This is a genomic window from Clostridium sp. Marseille-Q5894 (assembly GCF_946902305.1).
Taxonomy (GTDB): domain Bacteria; phylum Bacillota_I; class Bacilli_A; order Erysipelotrichales; family Coprobacillaceae; genus Thomasclavelia.
This window is the reverse complement of the sequence record NZ_CAMPPT010000004.1, coordinates 109,377-129,196: the sequence shown is the minus strand read 5'-3', so window position 1 is coordinate 129,196 and position 19,820 is coordinate 109,377. Positions and strand designations below refer to the sequence as shown.

At 29.7% G+C, this 19,820-nt stretch carries 16 protein-coding genes; 14 read left to right on the top strand and 2 right to left on the bottom strand.

Features of this window, described 5'->3' with window-relative positions:
* Positions 1-88 precede the first annotated feature (88 nt).
* The 7 genes from OC535_RS07710 to OC535_RS07680 all read left to right on the top strand — a co-directional run bounded on the left by OC535_RS07710 (position 89) and on the right by OC535_RS07680 (position 6,356).
* Positions 89-919 (top strand): energy-coupling factor transporter ATPase, encoded by an 831-nt coding sequence (locus OC535_RS07710; RefSeq protein ID WP_024722569.1) that lies wholly within the window; start codon positions 89-91, stop codon positions 917-919.
* Positions 895-1,746: an energy-coupling factor transporter ATPase gene (locus OC535_RS07705; protein ID WP_498823533.1), complete on the top strand. Its 852-nt coding sequence runs from the start codon at positions 895-897 to the stop codon at positions 1,744-1,746. Before OC535_RS07710 ends, OC535_RS07705 begins: the two co-directional genes overlap by 25 nt.
* Positions 1,739-2,539: an energy-coupling factor transporter transmembrane component T family protein gene (locus OC535_RS07700; protein ID WP_024722567.1), complete on the top strand. Its 801-nt coding sequence runs from the start codon at positions 1,739-1,741 to the stop codon at positions 2,537-2,539. The genes OC535_RS07705 and OC535_RS07700 overlap by 8 nt, the downstream gene beginning before the upstream one ends.
* Positions 2,539-3,276 (top strand): tRNA pseudouridine(38-40) synthase TruA, encoded by a 738-nt coding sequence (gene truA, locus OC535_RS07695; protein WP_498823532.1) that lies wholly within the window; start codon positions 2,539-2,541, stop codon positions 3,274-3,276. Before OC535_RS07700 ends, truA begins: the two co-directional genes overlap by 1 nt.
* The gene (locus OC535_RS07690) at positions 3,263-4,141 is read left to right on the top strand and encodes a histidinol-phosphatase (RefSeq protein WP_498823531.1); all 879 of its coding nucleotides are present in this window, start codon (positions 3,263-3,265) and stop codon (positions 4,139-4,141) included. Before truA ends, OC535_RS07690 begins: the two co-directional genes overlap by 14 nt.
* Before the next feature lie 114 nt (positions 4,142-4,255).
* Complete coding sequence (locus OC535_RS07685) at positions 4,256-5,455, top strand: hypothetical protein (RefSeq protein WP_024722564.1); 1,200 nt, start codon at positions 4,256-4,258, stop codon at positions 5,453-5,455.
* Positions 5,448-6,356 (top strand): alpha/beta hydrolase, encoded by a 909-nt coding sequence (locus OC535_RS07680; RefSeq protein WP_498823530.1) that lies wholly within the window; start codon positions 5,448-5,450, stop codon positions 6,354-6,356. The genes OC535_RS07685 and OC535_RS07680 overlap by 8 nt, the downstream gene beginning before the upstream one ends.
* A gap of 344 nt (positions 6,357-6,700) precedes the next feature.
* Here the strand turns inward: OC535_RS07680 and OC535_RS07675 are convergent, their stop codons facing one another.
* Positions 6,701-7,963 (bottom strand): ISNCY family transposase, encoded by a 1,263-nt coding sequence (locus OC535_RS07675; protein ID WP_498823036.1) that lies wholly within the window; start codon positions 7,961-7,963, stop codon positions 6,701-6,703.
* Between the two features lie 579 nt (positions 7,964-8,542).
* On the opposite strand from OC535_RS07675, the gene OC535_RS07670 reads away from it, so the two are divergent.
* The 7 genes from OC535_RS07670 (at position 8,543) to OC535_RS07640 (ending at position 19,049) form a co-directional block, all read left to right on the top strand.
* Positions 8,543-10,600, top strand: coding sequence for a right-handed parallel beta-helix repeat-containing protein (locus tag OC535_RS07670; RefSeq protein ID WP_498823529.1), 2,058 nt, complete (start codon positions 8,543-8,545; stop codon positions 10,598-10,600).
* Between the two features lie 203 nt (positions 10,601-10,803).
* A complete protein-coding gene (locus tag OC535_RS07665; RefSeq protein ID WP_027089978.1) occupies positions 10,804-11,634 on the top strand; it encodes a MurR/RpiR family transcriptional regulator in 831 nt (276 codons plus the stop codon).
* A 10-nt stretch (positions 11,635-11,644) separates the two neighbouring features.
* Entirely contained in the window at positions 11,645-12,667 is a 1,023-nt protein-coding gene (locus OC535_RS07660) for a threonine aldolase family protein (RefSeq protein WP_498823528.1), read from the top strand.
* Positions 12,668-12,754: 87 nt separating this feature from the next.
* Positions 12,755-13,030, top strand: a complete 276-nt coding sequence (locus OC535_RS07655; protein ID WP_024722559.1) for an HU family DNA-binding protein — start codon at positions 12,755-12,757, stop codon at positions 13,028-13,030.
* 318 nt (positions 13,031-13,348) lie between these two features.
* Entirely contained in the window at positions 13,349-14,182 is an 834-nt protein-coding gene (locus tag OC535_RS07650; protein ID WP_498823527.1) for a helix-turn-helix transcriptional regulator, read from the top strand.
* Positions 14,183-14,268: 86 nt separating this feature from the next.
* On the top strand, positions 14,269-17,019 hold the full coding sequence (locus OC535_RS07645) for a prolyl oligopeptidase family serine peptidase (protein ID WP_498823526.1): 2,751 nt from the start codon (positions 14,269-14,271) through the stop codon (positions 17,017-17,019).
* Positions 17,020-17,807: 788 nt separating this feature from the next.
* Positions 17,808-19,049 carry an IS256 family transposase gene (locus OC535_RS07640; protein ID WP_498822983.1) on the top strand — a complete coding sequence of 414 codons (1,242 nt, stop codon included), beginning with the start codon at positions 17,808-17,810 and terminating at the stop codon, positions 19,047-19,049.
* Between the two features lie 120 nt (positions 19,050-19,169).
* On the opposite strand, the gene OC535_RS07635 is transcribed toward OC535_RS07640, so the two are convergent.
* The gene (locus tag OC535_RS07635) at positions 19,170-19,802 is read right to left on the bottom strand and encodes a DUF4230 domain-containing protein (RefSeq protein ID WP_024721797.1); all 633 of its coding nucleotides are present in this window, start codon (positions 19,800-19,802) and stop codon (positions 19,170-19,172) included.
* Positions 19,803-19,820: the final 18 nt, after the last annotated feature.

Genomic DNA, 19,820 nt, shown 5'->3' with positions numbered 1-19,820 from the left:
AAGACCTTTTGGTCTTTTTTCTTTTACTTGACTAAAGTGTTTAATAAATATAGAATGATTAACAGTAGTATAGTAAGGCGGTGAATAAATGGAAAAAATAATTGAGGTAAAAGATTTATCATTTGAGTATGAACCAGGATTAAAAACAATTAATAATATTTCTTTCGAAATTAATAAGGGAGATTATGTAGCTATTTTAGGACATAATGGTAGTGGAAAAAGTACGATTGCAAAATTGTTAATTGGATTATTAGAGAAAAAAAGCGGCTCAATCATCGTTAATGGGTATGAGCTTAACTTAGAAAATTTATATAAAGTTCGTGATAATATTGGAATTGTTTTTCAAAATCCAGACAATCAATTTATAGGTGCTACAGTTCGTGATGATATTGCCTTTGGTTTAGAAAATACATGTGTACCTCAAGAACATATGGATGAAATCATTAATACTTATGCTGCTAAGGTTGGAATGAGTGATTTTCTTGATCATGAACCAACAAAATTATCAGGGGGTCAAAAACAGCGGGTGGCTATTGCAGGAATCTTAGCAATGCATCCAGCAATAATTATTTTAGATGAAGCTACAAGTATGCTTGATCCGATGGGCCGACGTGAAATTAATAGTTTGGTTAAAGAATTAAATAAGACGAAAGATATTACAATAATTTCAATTACTCATGATATCGAGGAAGCAAAAAATGCAGATAAAGTAATAATGCTAAATAATGGTAAAGTAGTTATTAGCGGTAGACCAGAAGATATTTTTAGCGATGAAATGAAACTAGTAAAATACGAATTAGATATACCATTTGCCTTAAAAGTTGCCCAAGGGTTAGAAAAATTAAATATAAAGACTAGCAAATCTTTAGATATGGAGGTATTGATAGAAGAATTATGCCAATTACATTTAAAGAAGTAGAGCATGTATATGGACAAAATACACCTTTTGCTTATCATGCTTTACGCGGAGTAAATTTAAATATTAAAGATAAGAGCTTTACAGCAATTATTGGTCAAACTGGAAGTGGTAAGAGTACTTTGATTCAACATATAAATGCATTATTACTACCAACTAGTGGAAGTATTAATATTGATGAATATTTGATTACAGTAACAGATAAACCTAATAAACTCAAGCCATTAAGACAAAAAGCAGGATTAGTTTTTCAATTTCCTGAATATCAGCTATTTGAAGAAACAATTGAAAAGGATATTATATTTGGACCAATGAATTTTGGTGTAAATGAAGATGAAGCAAAATTAATTGCATGTAAAGTACTTAAAACAGTAGGATTAGATGAAAGTTATTTAGATAAATCACCCTTCGATTTATCAGGAGGTCAAAAACGCCGTGTAGCTATTGCTGGTATTCTTGCGATGAATCCTGATATTTTAATTTTGGATGAGCCAACAGCGGGATTAGATCCACAAGGTACAAATGAAATGATGAGTTTATTTAAAAAGATAAATGATAGTGGAAAAACAATTATTTTAGTGACGCATGATATGAATCATGTTTTACAGTATTGTGATGAAGTTGTTGTAATGAATCATGGTAAAGTAGAAAAGCATGATACAGTAACTAATATTTTTAAAGATAGTGGCTATTTAAATAACTTAGGTATTGATTTGCCAATTATTACAGAATTTATTTTAAAACTAAATAACAGAGGGTTTAATATAGATTCATCAATTAATAATATAGAAGATTTAATTAGTGCAATTGGTGGTGAGTTAAATGGATAGTATGACGTTTGGTAAATATATTCCAGTTAATTCAATTATTCATCGTTTAGATCCGCGCTTAAAAATTGGAGCATTACTAATTTTCTTAGTAGCAGTATTTTTTGATGCTGGGTTTATTGGTTATGGTATAATGGCATTATTTGTTTTAGTTACTGCTTTTCTATCAAATATCTCAATAAAACATATTTTAAAAGCAATCAAGCCAATGCTATTTATGATGCTGTTTTTAATGATTTTTAATATTTTTCTAATTAATACAGGAGACGTAATATTTACAATCGGATCTTTAAAAATTTATTCTGGAGCATTGTTACAATCGGCTTATATTTTTATTCGATTAGTTTTAATAATTACTATGACGACAATTTTAACATCATCAACAAAACCATTAGATCTTACATTAGCGATCGAAAATCTTTTAAATCCTTTAAAGAGATTTGGTTTCCCTGCTCATGAATTAGCCATGATGATTTCTATTGCATTACGTTTTATCCCGGATTTATTAGATGAAGCAAAAAGAATTATGAAAGCACAAGCAAGCCGTGGAGTTGATTTTAATGAAGGAAAGTTAGCAGAAAAGATTAAATCAATTGTTTCTTTAATAATTCCGTTATTTATTTCTGCTTTTCAGCGTGCTGAAGATCTTGCAAATGCAATGGAAAGTCGTAACTATAACCCAGAAGCTAAAAGAACCCGTTATAAATCTTTATCTTGGAAAGGACACGATACTATAGCACTTATTTTTACTGTATTAGTATCGATGAGTGTAATTGCTCTAAGTGTTATTCTGTAATGGTTAGAGTAAAATGTGTGGTTAGTTATGATGGTAGTAAATTTCATGGCTTTCAAGTTCAAAATAAATTACGAACTGTTCAAGGAGAAATTCAAAAAGCATTAAAAAATATTTGTAAAGAGGAAGTTATTATTCATGGTTCAGGACGTACTGATGCTAAAGTACATGGAGTTAAGCAGGTATTTCATTTTGATACGACAAGACAAATTGCTGAGGAACAGTGGAAAAGAGCAATAAATCATTTTTTGCCAAATGATATTTATATCATAGATTCAAAATTTGTTAGTGATGATTTTCACAGTCGTTATAGCGCTAAGAAAAAAGAATATCATTATTTATTAAGTACGAACGAATATAATCCTTTTGAAACAAATTACATATTTCAATATGGAAGACCTTTAGATATAACATTAATGAAAGAAGCAGCTAAGATTTTTATTGGAGAACATGATTTTGCTTCCTTTTGCAGTTATGATCAATATGGTAATACAATAAGAGAATTATATGAATTATTGATTATTGAAGATCAAGGAATTATTAAATTTATTTTAATTGGTAATGGTTTTAGACGTTACATGGTTAGACATATAGTAGGCGGATTGATTCAGGTTGGAGCTAAAAGAATTACAAAAGATAGGCTACAAGAATTATTATATAGTAAAGGACAAAAAAAGTGTTTATTTAAAGCTAAACCACAAGGATTATATTTATATGAGGTATTTTATGATAAAAACTAATTATCATACTCATACTTTCCGTTGTGGTCATGCCAATGGTGATGAAGAAGCAATGATAAAAAGTGCCATTGATAATAAGATAGAGATTCTAGGTTTTAGTGAGCATATACCATTACCTAACTATCGTTATCATATATTAAAAGGACTTCCTCATACATTAAAAGATATTAATGCTTTTAGTGTGGCTATAAAAACAATTATCACTAATGGGCCATCAATGCGGATGCCATATAGTAATAAAAAATTTCATCTTGAAGAGATAAAGAGGCTAAAGAGAAAATACAAAGATCAAATTACTATCTATCAAGGATTTGAAGCTGAATATTTTGAAGAGTATTTAGACTATTATCAAGATTTATTGAGTTCAAAAGAAATAGATTATTTGATTTTGGGGAATCATTTTAATAGATACGCTGTTCATACTTGTTATTATGGAAAATCAAACATAACTAATGAAGAAATCATTAGTTATAAAAATGATTTATTAAAAGCAATGGATACAAATTTATTTTCATATATTGCACATCCCGATTTATTTATGATCGGTAAAGGAAGATTTGATGATTTTTGTAAAAATATTACCCAGGAAATTTGTCAAAAAGCATTGGAAAAAGATATTCCTTTAGAGATAAATGCTGGAGGAATACGTAAAGGGTTATGTAAAATAGATGATGAAATGCTTTATTCATATCCCAATGATCTTTTTTTTGAAATAGTCGGGGAGATGGGATGTAAAGTAATTTTAGGTATAGATGCTCATGATCCAAATGATTTTAATGATGAGATATTTGAGACATTAAATAGATTTGTTAATAGACATCATCTAAATATTATTGATAGTTTTAAATTTAGAAAGGGAAAATAGGTTACAGATAACAGGAATTATTATACATAATAGTTTCAATAAAATATTAGTTACTTATTTTCTTTATTATTTTTTTATAAATGGTAAAATATGGATAGAAAGGGAGGTGGAGTTATGATACGTGATTGTATTCATAAATATTTAGAGGAGCATAAAAGTAATTATCAAGGAAAATACCGTTGTCATAGCTGTGTACAGACAAAAAAATTTGAACGTAAATTTCACTATTATATTAGAGATATTCAATTTAGAGAAATCAGTGTTTTTCTAACTTTAGATTATTATGGTCCAGAGATTAAATCTACTTTTTCAGTTGACCTCCACGAGCAAGAAGAAGAATATATAATAAAAGATGCTCTAAAACAGATTTTATATTTTGATAAATATCATACGATCCTACATTGTCATGTTTTTCAATATTTTATAGATAGTAAAAACACCGGTATCATGTTAGAACCTTTAGACTATCGAAATATTTTGGATTATTTAGAATATCATAGTGGTATCAATCAAGAAACTATTGACTCATTCTATGAATTTTTTATGCCATATTTATGTAGGTTAATAGAAAATGGAAACTGTAAAAAATTTATGGACTCTGTTAATTTACTACTTGATAAAATCTTATATGAATATGAATGGGATGGAACTACTGCTAAATACTTAGATACCCAATATCAGTATCATTTATATTATTTTAGAAAAATTATTAGGATGGTATTTGAAAAACTTGATGTTTTTTATGATCAGGTCAAAGAAAGCTTATTAGAAGCAATTTGGCGATTATGTAATTCCCAAAGATTTGCTTTTGCAATTATGACAGATTTTGGAAATTTAGTTTTGTCACATTATCGAGTTACTAAAGCTATTTTCAAATATATTGATGAGTGTTTTCAAAATGAAGGAGATCCTAATATTGTTGTAAGGTATTTAAAAGCAATTTTTGAAAGTAATCATGAGGCCTATCGTGAAGCAGCAATGGATGTAATTAGATTTGTTATGCGAGATATGCTTACATTCGCAAATCATGACTTACAGTTAGCGATTGGAAATTCCATGGTACAAAACGAGGGATATGATTTATTAATAAACTTATTTTCAAAAGATTATAATACATTTGTTTTTGTATGTTTTCCAATATCCACTTTTCCAGACGAATATCATGAAAAAATACGTGGAGAATTGGAAAAAGCAATTAGATTCTATGCAGGTAGAATGGAACATGATGAATATCGTTTAAGTTCCTTTGAGCAAGTATGTAATATAAACCGGTTATTAATGGAAAATTATAAGGAGTATGGTAAAAATGAATAAGAATGGAAAAAAAGTATTTACTTCATTAGCTGTTTTAGCAGGATTAGCATCAGGTGCTGGCGCTTTGAATGCCTTTGTCAATCGAACTGTTAAAACTATGTTATATCGTCATCATAAAGAAGATGATAAGCCAAGTATTTTAGAAACTAAATATAATGCAAAAAATATTCATATCAAAAATAATCAAGGAATAAAACTAAGAGGATTACTAATAGATGAAAAGGAAGCTGCTAAAACTTTAGTGATTCTACATCCATTTGGCTTGGAAGCAAAAGATATGGCATTATATGTTCCGTTTTTTAAAGAACGTTATCCAAGCTGGAATATTTTGTTAATTGATGCATGCGGACATGGTCAAAGTGATGGATATATTCGAGGATTAGGAATAAAAGATGTTAATGATTTAATTTGCTGGAACAGATATTTAATTAAAGAATATGGAAATAAGCATCAAATCATTTTATATGGTAAAGAGGCTGGAGCTAATACAATATTAAAAGCTACAAGTAAGCACTTGTTAAAAAATGTTAAAGCTATTATTAGTGATGGTGCTTATACTAGCGTATATGATATATTGGGATATCGAATGGTTAAAGATTATAAAGTACCTAAATTTCCAACAATGCGGATGATCAAAAGAAAAATTAAACAAGAAATCAAAATTAATATTAAAGAGTCATATCCATTAATGTTGAAGCATAACGATATTCCAACTATATTTATTCATATGAAAGATGATGATTTTGTACCTTTAGATATGGTGTATCCTCTATATAATACGAATCGTGGAAGTAAAGTATTATTTGTTTTAAAAGATGAACACTATTTATATGAACTTGAAGAAACAGACGAGTTTAAAAATACATTAAAAGATTTTATCTCAAAATATGTTGAAATGTAAAAATGTCATTGAAACTCATAAAAATATATTAATTAGAAAAGTATAGGAAGATTAATAATAGAGTATTATATAATACTTATAGTATTCAGACTTTGAGCAGGAATCAAAGTCTGTTTTTTAAATAAAATATCATTGTGCTACATTATAGTTTCAATAAGATCTTAGCGCAACAAAAGTTTCTTTAGCTAAAATATTTATAATAAACACAATTTTAAAGGTTAAATAATATAATTTGATACTAATCGTTATAAAATTATCATAAATATATCAATTTTTTGATATATTTAAGCGTGAAATATGTTAACGTTCAGCGAAAATGTCACCAAAAATGAAGAAGGGTTCAACTAGTGAGAACCCTTTGTTTTATTGTCTAATTCTTGGATGAGATTATTTAAGTCTTTGTGATTGTTAATCACAACTTTTCTGTTTTTATGATTAGTACCAACTATTGCACAATCATAAATTCTACCTATATATTTCATTCTTACTTTGTTTTCCAACACAAAATATAAAACAGTAATTTCCGTTGATGATCTGATTTTTATGACTTCTCCATTATTATCATATGGAACATAATAATAACCTTCATAAGAAAACATATTACCTTCAACGATTTTTCTTTTATTTGAAATTGTAAATACTAAATTTAAATCATAATTTTCGGTTAATTCTACAAATTCATAGATTGGATCAATGGGTAAATGCGCAAATTTTTCATTTAGATATTTTATATAGAAGTCATTGAACCATAAGTTTAGCTGATCATAATCTTTTATTTTAAATCTAATAATATCATTCGGTAATCTTCGTTGTGCGGTTCCATTGTATCTTTCTATTAATCCTTTTGCTTGTGATGTATTAGCGAAAATCATTTCAATACCGAGCTTTTCCATCATTAATCCAAAAGATGTCGTATTACCTTCAGAACTTTTAAAAATAGTATGTTTGTCTGAATAAATCGCTATGGGAATTCCTTTTTTTCTAATAATCAGTTCCATTATTTTACAATATCCAAACATACATTCGTTTTTGGTAAACCATCCTGCAAGTATATCATTGGTTGCATCATCTACAGCCATATGTAATGTGTAGAGCTGACCATTACCAAACCAGTCAAAAGGAGTTCCATCAACTTGAATAAGCATACCAGCTCGAGGACTTCTTTTTCTTAATAAATGTAGAGGAGAAGCTCTTTTATGACTTCTATGTTTTACCGGAGATGACCACTTGAATTGTTTATAAAGGCGCTGAAAGAATGAAATACTTCTAGGTTTAAGCTGATATTTTAGAACATCAAGCTCTTTAGATGGATTGAAAATAACATCTTCAAGATAAATATCTCTAAATTGTGATATAGTGATATTAGGGTATAGTTTTTTGAAATTGACGATATAGTCAACTTCAGTATTTGAAGCACGGTTATTGGCGGCCAAACCTTTATTGCCGTGAATCAAAGTGGAATCTATACCTTTTTCTTTTAATGATTTAGAAATACGAATAAGTTGACGCCTAGAATAGCCAGTAAGAATAGATAATTGATCATAAGACATATTTAAATCACCATTTATTTTTTTAGACAACAGATCAACAATTTCTTTTTTGTCCAATAAAAAAACCTCCTTCATATAACATGATAGAGGATAATTTTAACAAAGAGAATACTGGTGACATTTTCGCTGAATTTTGCGGTGACATAATCGTTGAATTTTAACATATTTAAGCGTGAAATATTGACATTAATATTTTGTAATGCAATAATATAAATATATAAGGGTTGTTACTATTCAATTAGGCAAGACTAAGAGTGTTTTTTGTGCATTCTAATGTCTTGCCTTTTTTATCGAATAGAAAGTTTTTAAACAAAACTTATAACAGTATAGAAGAAAAGTAAAAGGTAATATTCAATCGTAGTAAAAAATTATATTTTAAAAAATGAATAGAACTTTTCTTCAATAAAGATTAAAATACTAGATTATTATAAAAATATTTACTGGTAGAATTTACACAAACTTTGAGACATAATTCAAAATAACAATTTGAGTTATTAAAGTTAAAAACTTCATATTAAATATTATAATAACAGATTATTTTTATTAACTACGATTGAAAAAATTAATTCGTTCAATAAAAACGGATAGAAATGGAGGAAGGCATGAAAAAAATTTTTAAAAGTATTAGCATGCCTGATGATAATGATATCATCAGTTGCCACAAGCATTGATTTAGTATCGGCCCAAGAGTACAAATCAGGAATATTTGTAGATGCAAAAAATGGCGATGACAACAATTCAGGAACATTTGACAATCCAATTCAAACACTTATAAAAGCTCAAGAATTAATAAGAGAAAAGTCGAATGAAATGGATGAAGATTTAAAGGTTTATTTAAGAGGTGGTACATATTTACTTGATGAAACAATTACTTTTACTAGTGCAGATAGTGGGAAAAATGGTCATAATATAATATGGAGCGCTTTTAATAATGAAGAAGTTATTATATCAGGCGGAACATCAATTGTTAATTGGACTAAAGTAGATGATGAAAAGAATATCTGGCAAGCTTCTGCAAATGGTTTAGAAAGTAGAGACTTATATGTAAATGGAAAACGTGCTACTCGTGCTCGTAGTGAACTTAAAGCCTATGAATTTACAAAAAAATATATCTATGTAGATGCTGAAGGCTTACCTGTTAGTTTCTCGCGCCCTGATGATTTGGAAGTAGTATTTGCACGTAAATGGAAATGGTGTATCGAACGTGTAAGTTCAATCGGAGCAAATGATGATTATGAAAATTGTCAAAGAATAAAGATTACCGATGAATCATACAATAGTTTAAAAACTAATCTTACAGGAGCAGCGATCGATGCTGAAGGAATGCGAGATGGTGTGAGATATTTACAAAATGCCTATGAACTTTTAGATGAACCCGGAGAATGGTATTTAAATACAGAAGAAGATCAAATTTACTATATACCTCAAGAGGGACAAGATATGAATAATATTGATACAGTACTTGGGCGGTTAGAAAATCTAGTTGTATTTGATGGACAGCTAGGAAATCCTGTTAAAAATATTACTTTTACTGGTTTGACATTCCAATATACAACCTGGTTGAAACCAAATTGGCCTGATGGTTTACAAACATTCCAGGCAAGTGCGATTATCAATCCAGAAGATGTTTGGGATAGAGAATGGATCCCTTCAACTGGTAGTGCAATCTATGGTAAATATGTCGATAATATCAATATTGTTGAAAATAATTTCAAAGAGCTTGGAAATGCTGGTGTTCACTTAGGCAGAGCAACAAAAAATTCATCAATTACAAATAATAAATTTGAAAATTTAGCAAGTGGTGGTTTGTTGTTAGGAGATGTTACCTACCAGGATCATATACCAGTGCTAGAAGATTTAACAGAAAACAACAAAATTACGGATAACTATATTACGAATGTCGGTGAAACGTATCGGGCATGTGCAGGTATCCTTGTCGGTTTTACAAAAGGAACAACAGTTGAGTATAACACAGTTAAAAATCTTCCATATACAGGAATTAGTGTTGGCTGGGGCTGGGGTTATAATGATTTTGATGAAGGTAAAGAATTTATGCTTGGAAATAATAGCATTTCTTATAATTATGTTGAAAATGTATTGACGGAACCTTCTTTAATAGATGGTGGTGGAATTTATACACTAGGTAGACAAGATGATTCGATCATTACAGGTAATTATATTGATGGTGTATGTAATGAGTATGGAGGAATTTATCTTGATGAAGGATCATGTGGTTTTACTATCACAAATAACGTTCTTACCAATTGTGTCCGTAACTGGCTTTATAAAGGTGATTATAATTATATTTATGATAATTATGCAACTAAAGCACAAGAACCAGATAGAGATGAACGTTTACCAATTGGTTTAGAATCACAATATAGATTTGAAAACAATGATATGTGGGATGAGACTGCAGTAGCCACTATTAAAGCAGCCGCAGGAGTAAGAATCAAATCAGAACCAGAAAAACCTATTGAACCTGATGATCCAATCGTAGATGTTCCAGAAACGAATGATCCAAATTTAGGAAATAGTACTAATGGAAATGTTCAAGAACAACCGATTAATAAAGATGAAAAAAATATTGTAAAAACATCTGATGATACATTGATAGAAGTCTATGGAATAATGACTGTTATTACGGTTTTAGGGTTACTTGTATTAAAAAAAGGAAAACATATGAGTAGATAACATGGGGTTTACCCCATGTTTATCTATATATGATAAAAATAAGTTTTTTATATTTTAGTTTTCCTTTAATTTTAAAATAGTTTAGATTTAGAGATAAAGAAAATAATTAGATATTTTTAATATTTATTAAAAAGGAAATAAAAAGTTCATTTTTAATTTTTAATTTGTGTATAATATATCTTATAAAGAGAGGAGGGAGTGTTATGAGTTGTAAGGAAAATGCAGAACTTGATATCCTATATAATTTATTAACTTATATAAATGCATCCTATAGTCAAGATATGTATTATACAATTTGTTATCAAGTATTAAATAATATTGAAAAAATACCTAGTATTAGTATAAATGAATTGGCAGATTTATGTTATACTTCACCAGCAACTATTTCTCGCTTTTGCAAAGCACTAAAATGTGACAATTTTGCAGATTTTAAAAAAGAAGTTCAAATTGGATTACAGCAGGCTAGTCATGAGATAAAATTAGAGCCAGAAGATTTGGTAGCAATTCATAAAGATCCTTCAAGATGTGTAGATATGGTCTATGATCTATCTATTACATCTTTATTGGAAAGTAAAAAATATGTTAATATACATGAGATTGATCGATTATGTGATATTATATATGATGCTAAAAAGCTACACTTCTTTGGGTTTCAGTTTAATAAAATTTTAGCTTCAGATATACAATTTAAATTAGTGAAATTAGGTAAATTTTCATATGCATTTGCTGATCGCGGGGATGATAGACAACGAATTGAATTATTAGATGAAAATAGTGTTGCAATTGTACTTTCAGTGAGAGCTCGTCCAATACCGATAGGTGAGCTAGTTAAGTCAATAAAAAAACGAGGTGCTAAAGTAATTTTAGTAACATTGAATGCAAATAGTGAAGTAATTGATTTAGCTGATCATACATTTATTATACATGGAAAAGAGAGTGATTTTACAGAATCATCGCTATCAGGAACAACAGTAATGAAAACTTATTTTGATGTTTTATATGTGCGTTATGGATTATTGTATCCAAGAAGATAAGGAGGTTGCTATGTATAGTTTTACAAATGATTATAGTGAAGGGGCACATCCTAAAATAATGGAAGCCTTGTTGAAAACAAATTATGAACAATGTGATGGATATGGGTTAGATAAATATTGTTTAGAAGCTACTAGTATTTTGAAGAAACTAGTAAAAAATGATAATATTGATGTACATTATCTCGTTGGAGGAACCCAGACTAATGCAACTTTTATATCATCTGCATTAAAACCATATCAAGCTGTAATAGCTGCTGATTGCGGACATATTAATGTACACGAAACAGGAGCTATTGAAGCAACAGGACATAAAATATTAACAAGAGTACATAAAAATGGGAAATTACTACCAGAAATGATTAAGGAAATCATTGATGAGCATATTGATGAACATATGGTACAACCTAAAATGGTATATATTTCACAAACTACAGAGTACGGAAGTGTGTATACGCTAGATGAGATAAAAGAAATCTCACAGTTATGTAAAGATAAAAATTTATACTTATTTGTTGATGGGGCAAGGCTGGGCAGTGCATTAGCGCTTGAAGGAACTCCAACATTAAAAGATTTAGTTAAATATAGTGACGCCTTTTATATTGGTGGTACTAAAATGGGAGCTTTATGTGGAGAGTGTCTAGTTATTATAAATGATAAACTTAAAACTGATTTTAGATATTCAATGAAACAACAGGGAGCGATGTTAGCTAAAGGACGATTGTTAGGAATACAGTTTAAAGAACTATTTAGTAATGATCTTTATTTAGAAATAGGAAAGCATGAAAATGCAATGGCGGATATTTTAAGAGATGGTCTTAAAGATTTTGAAATGTACGTTGATTCTTTAAGCAATCAAATTTTTCCTATTTTACCAAAAGCATTGATCGAATATTTGAAACAGGATTATTCTTTCATTATAATGAAGCAGATAGATATGGATCATTATTGTATTCGATTAGTAACTTCATGGGCAACACAGAAAAAAACAGTAGAGAGTTTTGTGAAAAAAGTTAAAGAATTTATTAATAAATAGAGGTATATTATAGCTTGTAATCAATAATAATAAGTAATATAATGGGTGTAGGATAATTTCCTATAAAAGAAAGATTGGAGAAATAAAATGAATAAAACTGAATTGGTGGAAGCAATTGCTTCAAACACAGAAATGACAAAAACTGATGTTGATAAGGTAGTAACTGCTTTTGTAGATGTAGTAACAGAAGCGTTAGTAAAAGGTGAAAAAGTATCTTTAAAAGGATTTGGAAATTTTGAAGTACGTGAAAGAGGAGAAAGAACAGGACGTAATCCAAGAACAGGTGAAACTATGACTATTGCAGCCAGCAAAGCACCAGCTTTTAAATCTAGTACGGCTTTAAAAAATGCAGTAAATAAATAAAATTATAGAAATGGTCTAAAGACCATTTTTTTTGTCTTAAATTTGTTATATAAAGCTCAAAAATTTGATAATATTAAGTTGATAAAATATAATTAATATTAAGGAGGGATATTGCAAAAAAAGTAAATAGAATTTATTAGGAATAAAAATTTTATGCTTATCTAAAATCAAATAACATGTTTACACATTTAAATATTAACTGGTGAAAAATTTAAATTATACTGGGGAACTTATGTTTTATATCATTGTAAAAGAAAATAATCAATTTTTATGATGATATGCAGTTTTTAAATCGAAAATGGAGAGGAGTTAGATTAAGTGTACAAATATGAAAAAATTGAGTATGATAACAATTTGCCTACTAAATTACATGATTTTTTTGTAGAAAATAGTAGTGGAGTTCCCGTTGATAAACATTGGCATCGTGGAATTGAGATCATAGTACCATTATATGGAACATTTAATTTGTGGATAAATGGTGATATGGTAAGAATAATTGCGGGAAAGATTTATATTATTAATTCTCAAGATATTCATGCTGTTCATGTTATTGAAGGTGAAGAAATATATAAAGGTTATGCATTACAGATAGGTTATGATTATTTAAAAGAGTGTTATCATGATATTGATAAAATTTATTTTCAGCAGCCTAACGAAGAAATAAATCGAGTGTTATTAAAAAAAATACTGGATATAATTAGATTTTATGAGGATGAGGATGTATTTAATAATATTAGAATAAAGGGACATATTCAAATGCTTGTTTTTCTTTTGATGGATAACTTGGCTAAAGAAAAAAGTGATTATATAGAATTGAAAGATAATAAATATAAAAATAGAATTATAAATATTATTAAATATATGGAAACTAATTATCAAGAAGATCTTTCAGTAGATAATATTGCTGAAAGATTTGAAATATCAAATGGATATTTATCAAAGTTATTTAAAGATAATTTGGATGTAACTGTGAAAGAGTATTTAACTCGATTAAGATTATGGCATGCGGAAGAAGAATTGATTTCAACGGACTATCCAGTTATTGATGTTGCTCTAAATAATGGGTTTCCTAATGTAAAATCATTTAATCAAACATTTAAAAGGAAATATTTTTTAACACCAGCAAAATATCGAGAAAAGATGAGAAAATGACATATTTTAAAGGATAAAAAGCCATTCTTGTAAGCGCTTAAAATTATATAATAAAATTATAAGAGAGAGAAAGGAATGGTAAAATGATGAAAAAGGTTTTAAGTTGTTTGATCTGTGCCTTGATGGTCATGGGTCTTGTAAGGGTGTCAGTTTCGGCATCGGAAGGAGTAGCAGAAGGAACTCAAAAAGCCTATGTTATTGGTGATGACTGGGGACCAGCTGTTTCTAAAACTGTAATTGAATTAGATAAGACAATTAATAGTGATTCAGTAAATAAAGACAGCTTTACTGTTGAAGAAAGTAAAGAAGTATATGACTGGTCTGATCCAAGAGCTGGTAAAACAACAGTAAGTGAACCAGCAGCAAGAACAGTTTTAGATGCATATACATCTGATGCTAACGGAAATCAGGTTAGTACAGATTCTAATTATGTAACAATTGAAATGTATGTATCACCAAATGAAGGATCACCTTTCATCTATAATTTGGTTACAGGATTCAATACATGGTGTACACCATATAACTTATATGTTTCATTAAATGATGGAGCAGTATTGATGTCAGGAAATGAAACAATCAATGCATTAAATGTTACAGCAAGCATCGATGTAGCAGGAGATGGAAAAATCTGTCCACAAGGTGAAGTATTCAACATGAAATCATATACAACATCTGATGGAACAAATTATACATATGCAGAATTCATACCAGCAGAAGATGACAAAAAGAATGCTTTAGTAATCTGGTTACATGGAGCAGGAGAAGGTGGAAAAGATCCATATATAGATATATTAGGAAATGAGGTAACGGCATTAGCTGGAGAACAGTTCCAAGGATTATTTGAAGGAGCATATATTTTAACACCACAAAGTCCAACAATGTGGATGGATGATGGAACAGGAGCATATCAAAACGGAGATAAAGGATCATGCTATGCAGACAGTTTATTTGAAATGATCGATGCATATGTAAAAGCAAATGATGATATCGATCCAGATCGAGTAATCATCGGAGGATGTTCAAACGGTGGATATATGACGATGGAAATGATATTAAAACATCCAGATTATTTTGCAGCAGCATATCCGATCTGTGAAGCATACCAGGATCAATATATAACAGATGAACAAATCGAAGCAATAAAAGATATGCCAATCTGGTTTACATATGCAAAAAATGATAGAACAGTAAATCCAACATTATGCAGCGAAGCAACGATCGAAAGATTATTAGCAGCAGGAGCAACAAATGTACATGTATCAGCATTTGAAGATGTACATGATATAACAGGAAGATTTACAGATGCAGAAGGAAATCCATATCAATATGATGGACACTGGTCATGGACATATTTTGATAATAATGAATGTTATGATGAAAATGGTGTAAATGCATGGCAATGGTTATCAAATCAAACTAATGCTGAGTTAGTTTACGCTTCAGGAACTCAAAAAGCCTATGTTATTGGTGATGACTGGGGATCAGCTGTTTCTAAAACTGTAATTAAATTAGATAAGACAATTAATAGTGATTCAGTAAATAAAGACAGCTTTACTGTTGAAGAAAGTAAAGAAGTATATGACTGGTCTGATCCAAGAGCTGGAAATACATATGTATGTGATCCAGTAGCAAGAACAGTTTTAGATGCATATACATCTGATGCTAACGGAAATCAGGTTAGTACAGATTCTAATTATGTAACAATTGAAATGTATGTATCACCAAATGAAGGATCACCTTTCATCTATAATTTGGTTACAGGATTCAATACATGGTGTACACCATATAACTTATATGTTTCATTAAATGATGGAGCAGTATTGATGTCAGGAAATGAAACAATCAATGCATTAAATGTTACAGCAAGCATCGATGTAGCAGGAGATGGAAAAATCTGTCCACAAGGTGAAGTATTCAACATGAAATCATATACAACATCTGATGGAACAAATTATACATATGCAGAATTCATACCAGCAGAAGATGACAAAAAGAATGCTTTAGTAATCTGGTTACATGGAGCAGGAGAAGGTGGAAAAGATCCATATATAGATATATTAGGAAATGAGGTAACGGCATTAGCTGGAGAACAGTTCCAAGGATTATTTGAAGGAGCATATATTTTAACACCACAAAGTCCAACAATGTGGATGGATGATGGAACAGGAGCATATCAAAACGGAGATAAAGGATCATGCTATGCAGACAGTTTATTTGAAATGATCGATGCATATGTAAAAGCAAATGATGATATTGATCCAAATCGAGTAATCATCGGAGGATGTTCAAACGGTGGATATATGACGATGGAAATGATATTAAAACATCCAGATTATTTTGCAGCAGCATATCCAATCTGTGAAGCATATCAGGATCAATATATAACAGATGAACAAATTGAAGCAATAAAAGATATGCCAATCTGGTTTACATATGCAAAAAATGATGGAACAGTAAATCCAACATTATGCAGCGAAGCAACGATCGAAAGATTATTAGCAGCAGGTGCGCAAAATGTACACGTATCAGCATTTGAAGATGTACATGATACAACAGGAAGATTTACAGATGCAGAAGGAAATCCATATCAATATGATGGACACTGGTCATGGACATATTTTGATAATAATGAATGTTATGATGAAAATGGTGTAAATGCATGGCAATGGTTAGCTAAACAAACTAAAGCTGTAGATGTAGATCCAGATGTAATTGAACCATCAGTATCTGATTCTGATAATTCAATTACAACAGGCGATGATGTTAACTTTGCAGGTCTAGGTATGTTGATCATGTTGACAGTTGCAGGAGCTTATGTTACTAAAAAAAGAATTTAATTAAACTAAAAGAGACTGTGATGAGTAAATAATTATTTTACAGTTTCATAAAACAAAAAAACGCTCAAGCGAGCGTTTTTTTGGTATAATAATTTTAAATTATAACTCATTTTAATCTTATTTGCGACTGGATTTTTCTTTTTCTTTAAAAAGATGTTTCCATGATGATATTTGTAGAACTGTTTTAGAAGTCGCTCGGGAGGTAAATATAAATAAGTATGTCGACTTCTCTCACAGAAATACCCATGGTTATGATGTTTCGTTTTAGTCCTGCTTGCTAAAGTTGAGTAAGACCATATATCAAAAAGAAGTCAGAGAAAATCTAGAAAGCAAAGAAGGAAAAAAACTAATAAATAAGCAGTGCAACAGAAAGAACATTTGGTGATATAAAAGCAAATCAAGGATATGGAAGATTACGACGAAGGGGAGAAAATGGTGAAAAAAAGAGATACTGTTAGTTGGAATAAGACATAATCTAAGGAAATATCACAGATATAAATAAAAAAACAAAGAATATGAAGAAAAAATCAATAAGCTAGAAATTAAAAAAAGAAAGCTAGTTTCTTTTTTAGTGCGGCAAAAATACCTGAAAGTATCCAAGTAAATAAATATTTGGATATTTTTTTGTTATGAATGAGGAGAAATTAAAAACGAGACAAAAAAGTGAATGAATAATTAAAAACTATTCAGGGAGTGTAAAATAAAGTGTGTAAGTAAGTAATATGTGTTATATTACTGCTACACACTTTTCTTATTATCAAAATTAAAAATATGGAGGTTAATGAAATATGGCAAGAATAAAAAGAGATCCAAAAACAGTAGCTTTGGCTCAACAAATTATTGATACTTATAATCCACAATCAGCACAGGATATGGATGAAGCTTTAAAAGATATTTTTGGACCATTATTTGAATCAATGCTTCAGGGAGAAATGAACAACCATCTTGGTTATGCATCTAACAGTAAAGAAGAAAAAAAGACATTAAACAGAAGAAATGGTTATTCTCCTAAAAAAATAAAAACATCAAGAGGAGAATTAGATATTAATATACCTAGAGACAGGGAGGCATCTTTTGAACCGCAAATTATTCCTAAGAGAACGAGAGATGTTTCGGACATTGAAAATAAAGTCATCTCAATGTATGCAAAAGGAATGTCTCAAAGAGATATATCAACCACAATTGAAGATATCTATGGATTTTCGGTTTCTCATGAAATGATTTCCGATATAACCGATGCTATCATTCCTGAACTGGAAAACTGGCAAAACCGACCACTATCTCAATGTTATGCATTCTTGTTTGTTGACTGTTTATATGTGACAGTAAGAAATGATTATGAGGTAAAGGAATATGCTGTATATGCTGTTTTAGGCTATGACATCAATGGAAACAAGGAAATACTGGGGTTATGGTTAAACGAGACAGAAAGCAAGCATAAATGGATGCAGATTTTTGATGAAATCAAAGCGAGAGGTGTGGAAGATGTTTTCTTTATATCTATGGATGGTGTTAGTGGACTTGAAGATGGTGCGAAAGCAATATTTCCCAATGTTGTGGTACAAAGATGTATTGTCCACCTTATAAGGAATTCTATTAAATATGTCCCAAGCAAGGATTATAAGCGATTTACACAATCATTGAAAAAAGTTTATGGAGCTCCTAGTTTAAAGGCGGCCAAAAACGCATTTGAAACATTCAAGAATGAGTGGAAACAATATCCGGGAGCAGTTGATGTATGGGAAAGGAACATTCATCATGTAGAACAGCTGTTTGATTATGGATCAGCCATCAGAAAAGTTATGTATACAACCAATGCAATTGAAAGTGTCAATTCAAGTTTTAGAAAGGTCATAAAAAAAGGAGCATTTCCAAATGAGACAGCGGTATTAAAAGTGTTATATTTAAGAGTTCTTGAATTATCGAAAAAATGGTCAGGTGGGCGTGTATCAAATTGGGCAATGGTTATGAATCAATTAATGATGGATGATAGATTTTCAACAAGAATCCAAAAATATTTAGAAAAATAAAATGACCTATATATACTCGATATAAGTCATTTCTATAGTTCTTTGACAATTTAATAAAATTACTTACACAAATTTCTTGACATTCCCACTATTCATTCGTTTTTGCAATATTATGAGAAGTTAGTTTGTATCTGATTCTAAAAATTTTACTTCTATTTCATATGAATCACTAATTCCAGGAATAGCATTTAAATATTTTTTTATTGTGCTTTGTGTTTTAGTAGCAGCTTCACTTAATAAGCCATTTTCGATTGCTTCTTCTGCTACGGTTTCTTTTTGTTTTTTTGCAAAAGCAGTGTAATCAGATATTGAAATAGGATTAAAAACGTTTTTGGTTTCATCGTAGACTTCAATGCTGTTTTCATCTATTTCATTACTTAAGATTTCAATTTCTGGAATAGAAACTACAATAGTATTGTTTTCAATTGACGTTTTTATTTTATCCATTTTAATACCAGCTTTTAATTTACCATTATATGTAATTAAAAAACTTTTTTGAGTTAATGGGATATCCCAGCCATTGAATTTGAGATTATCTGAAAATTTACCAACTTTAGTATAATTGTATGACATTGTAGCTAATTCTTCAATTTCTTGTAACTGCTGGGTCAAACCAGTTGCAGTAATTTTTGGTTCATCACTACCACTAGCAAACCTTGTTCCAGCATAGAAAATAAGTATTGCTACTAGTAAAATTGCAACTATACCACCGATTGCTTTTTTTGTTTTACCTAATGCATCTAGTATTTTCATATCATCACCTAGAAACAT

Coding starts and splice junctions, on each gene's coding strand:
- OC535_RS07645 (WP_498823526.1), top strand. CDS start 14,269: ATGAAAAAGGTTTTAAGTTGTTTGATCTGTGCCTTGATGGTCATGGGT.
- OC535_RS07700 (WP_024722567.1), top strand. CDS start 1,739: ATGGATAGTATGACGTTTGGTAAATATATTCCAGTTAATTCAATTATT.
- OC535_RS07670 (WP_498823529.1), top strand. CDS start 8,543: ATGATAATGATATCATCAGTTGCCACAAGCATTGATTTAGTATCGGCC.
- OC535_RS07665 (WP_027089978.1), top strand. CDS start 10,804: ATGAGTTGTAAGGAAAATGCAGAACTTGATATCCTATATAATTTATTA.
- OC535_RS07690 (WP_498823531.1), top strand. CDS start 3,263: ATGATAAAAACTAATTATCATACTCATACTTTCCGTTGTGGTCATGCC.
- OC535_RS07635 (WP_024721797.1), bottom strand. CDS start 19,802: ATGAAAATACTAGATGCATTAGGTAAAACAAAAAAAGCAATCGGTGGT.
- OC535_RS07710 (WP_024722569.1), top strand. CDS start 89: ATGGAAAAAATAATTGAGGTAAAAGATTTATCATTTGAGTATGAACCA.
- OC535_RS07655 (WP_024722559.1), top strand. CDS start 12,755: ATGAATAAAACTGAATTGGTGGAAGCAATTGCTTCAAACACAGAAATG.
- OC535_RS07660 (WP_498823528.1), top strand. CDS start 11,645: ATGTATAGTTTTACAAATGATTATAGTGAAGGGGCACATCCTAAAATA.
- OC535_RS07640 (WP_498822983.1), top strand. CDS start 17,808: ATGGCAAGAATAAAAAGAGATCCAAAAACAGTAGCTTTGGCTCAACAA.
- OC535_RS07680 (WP_498823530.1), top strand. CDS start 5,448: ATGAATAAGAATGGAAAAAAAGTATTTACTTCATTAGCTGTTTTAGCA.
- OC535_RS07705 (WP_498823533.1), top strand. CDS start 895: ATGCCAATTACATTTAAAGAAGTAGAGCATGTATATGGACAAAATACA.
- truA (WP_498823532.1), top strand. CDS start 2,539: ATGGTTAGAGTAAAATGTGTGGTTAGTTATGATGGTAGTAAATTTCAT.
- OC535_RS07685 (WP_024722564.1), top strand. CDS start 4,256: ATGATACGTGATTGTATTCATAAATATTTAGAGGAGCATAAAAGTAAT.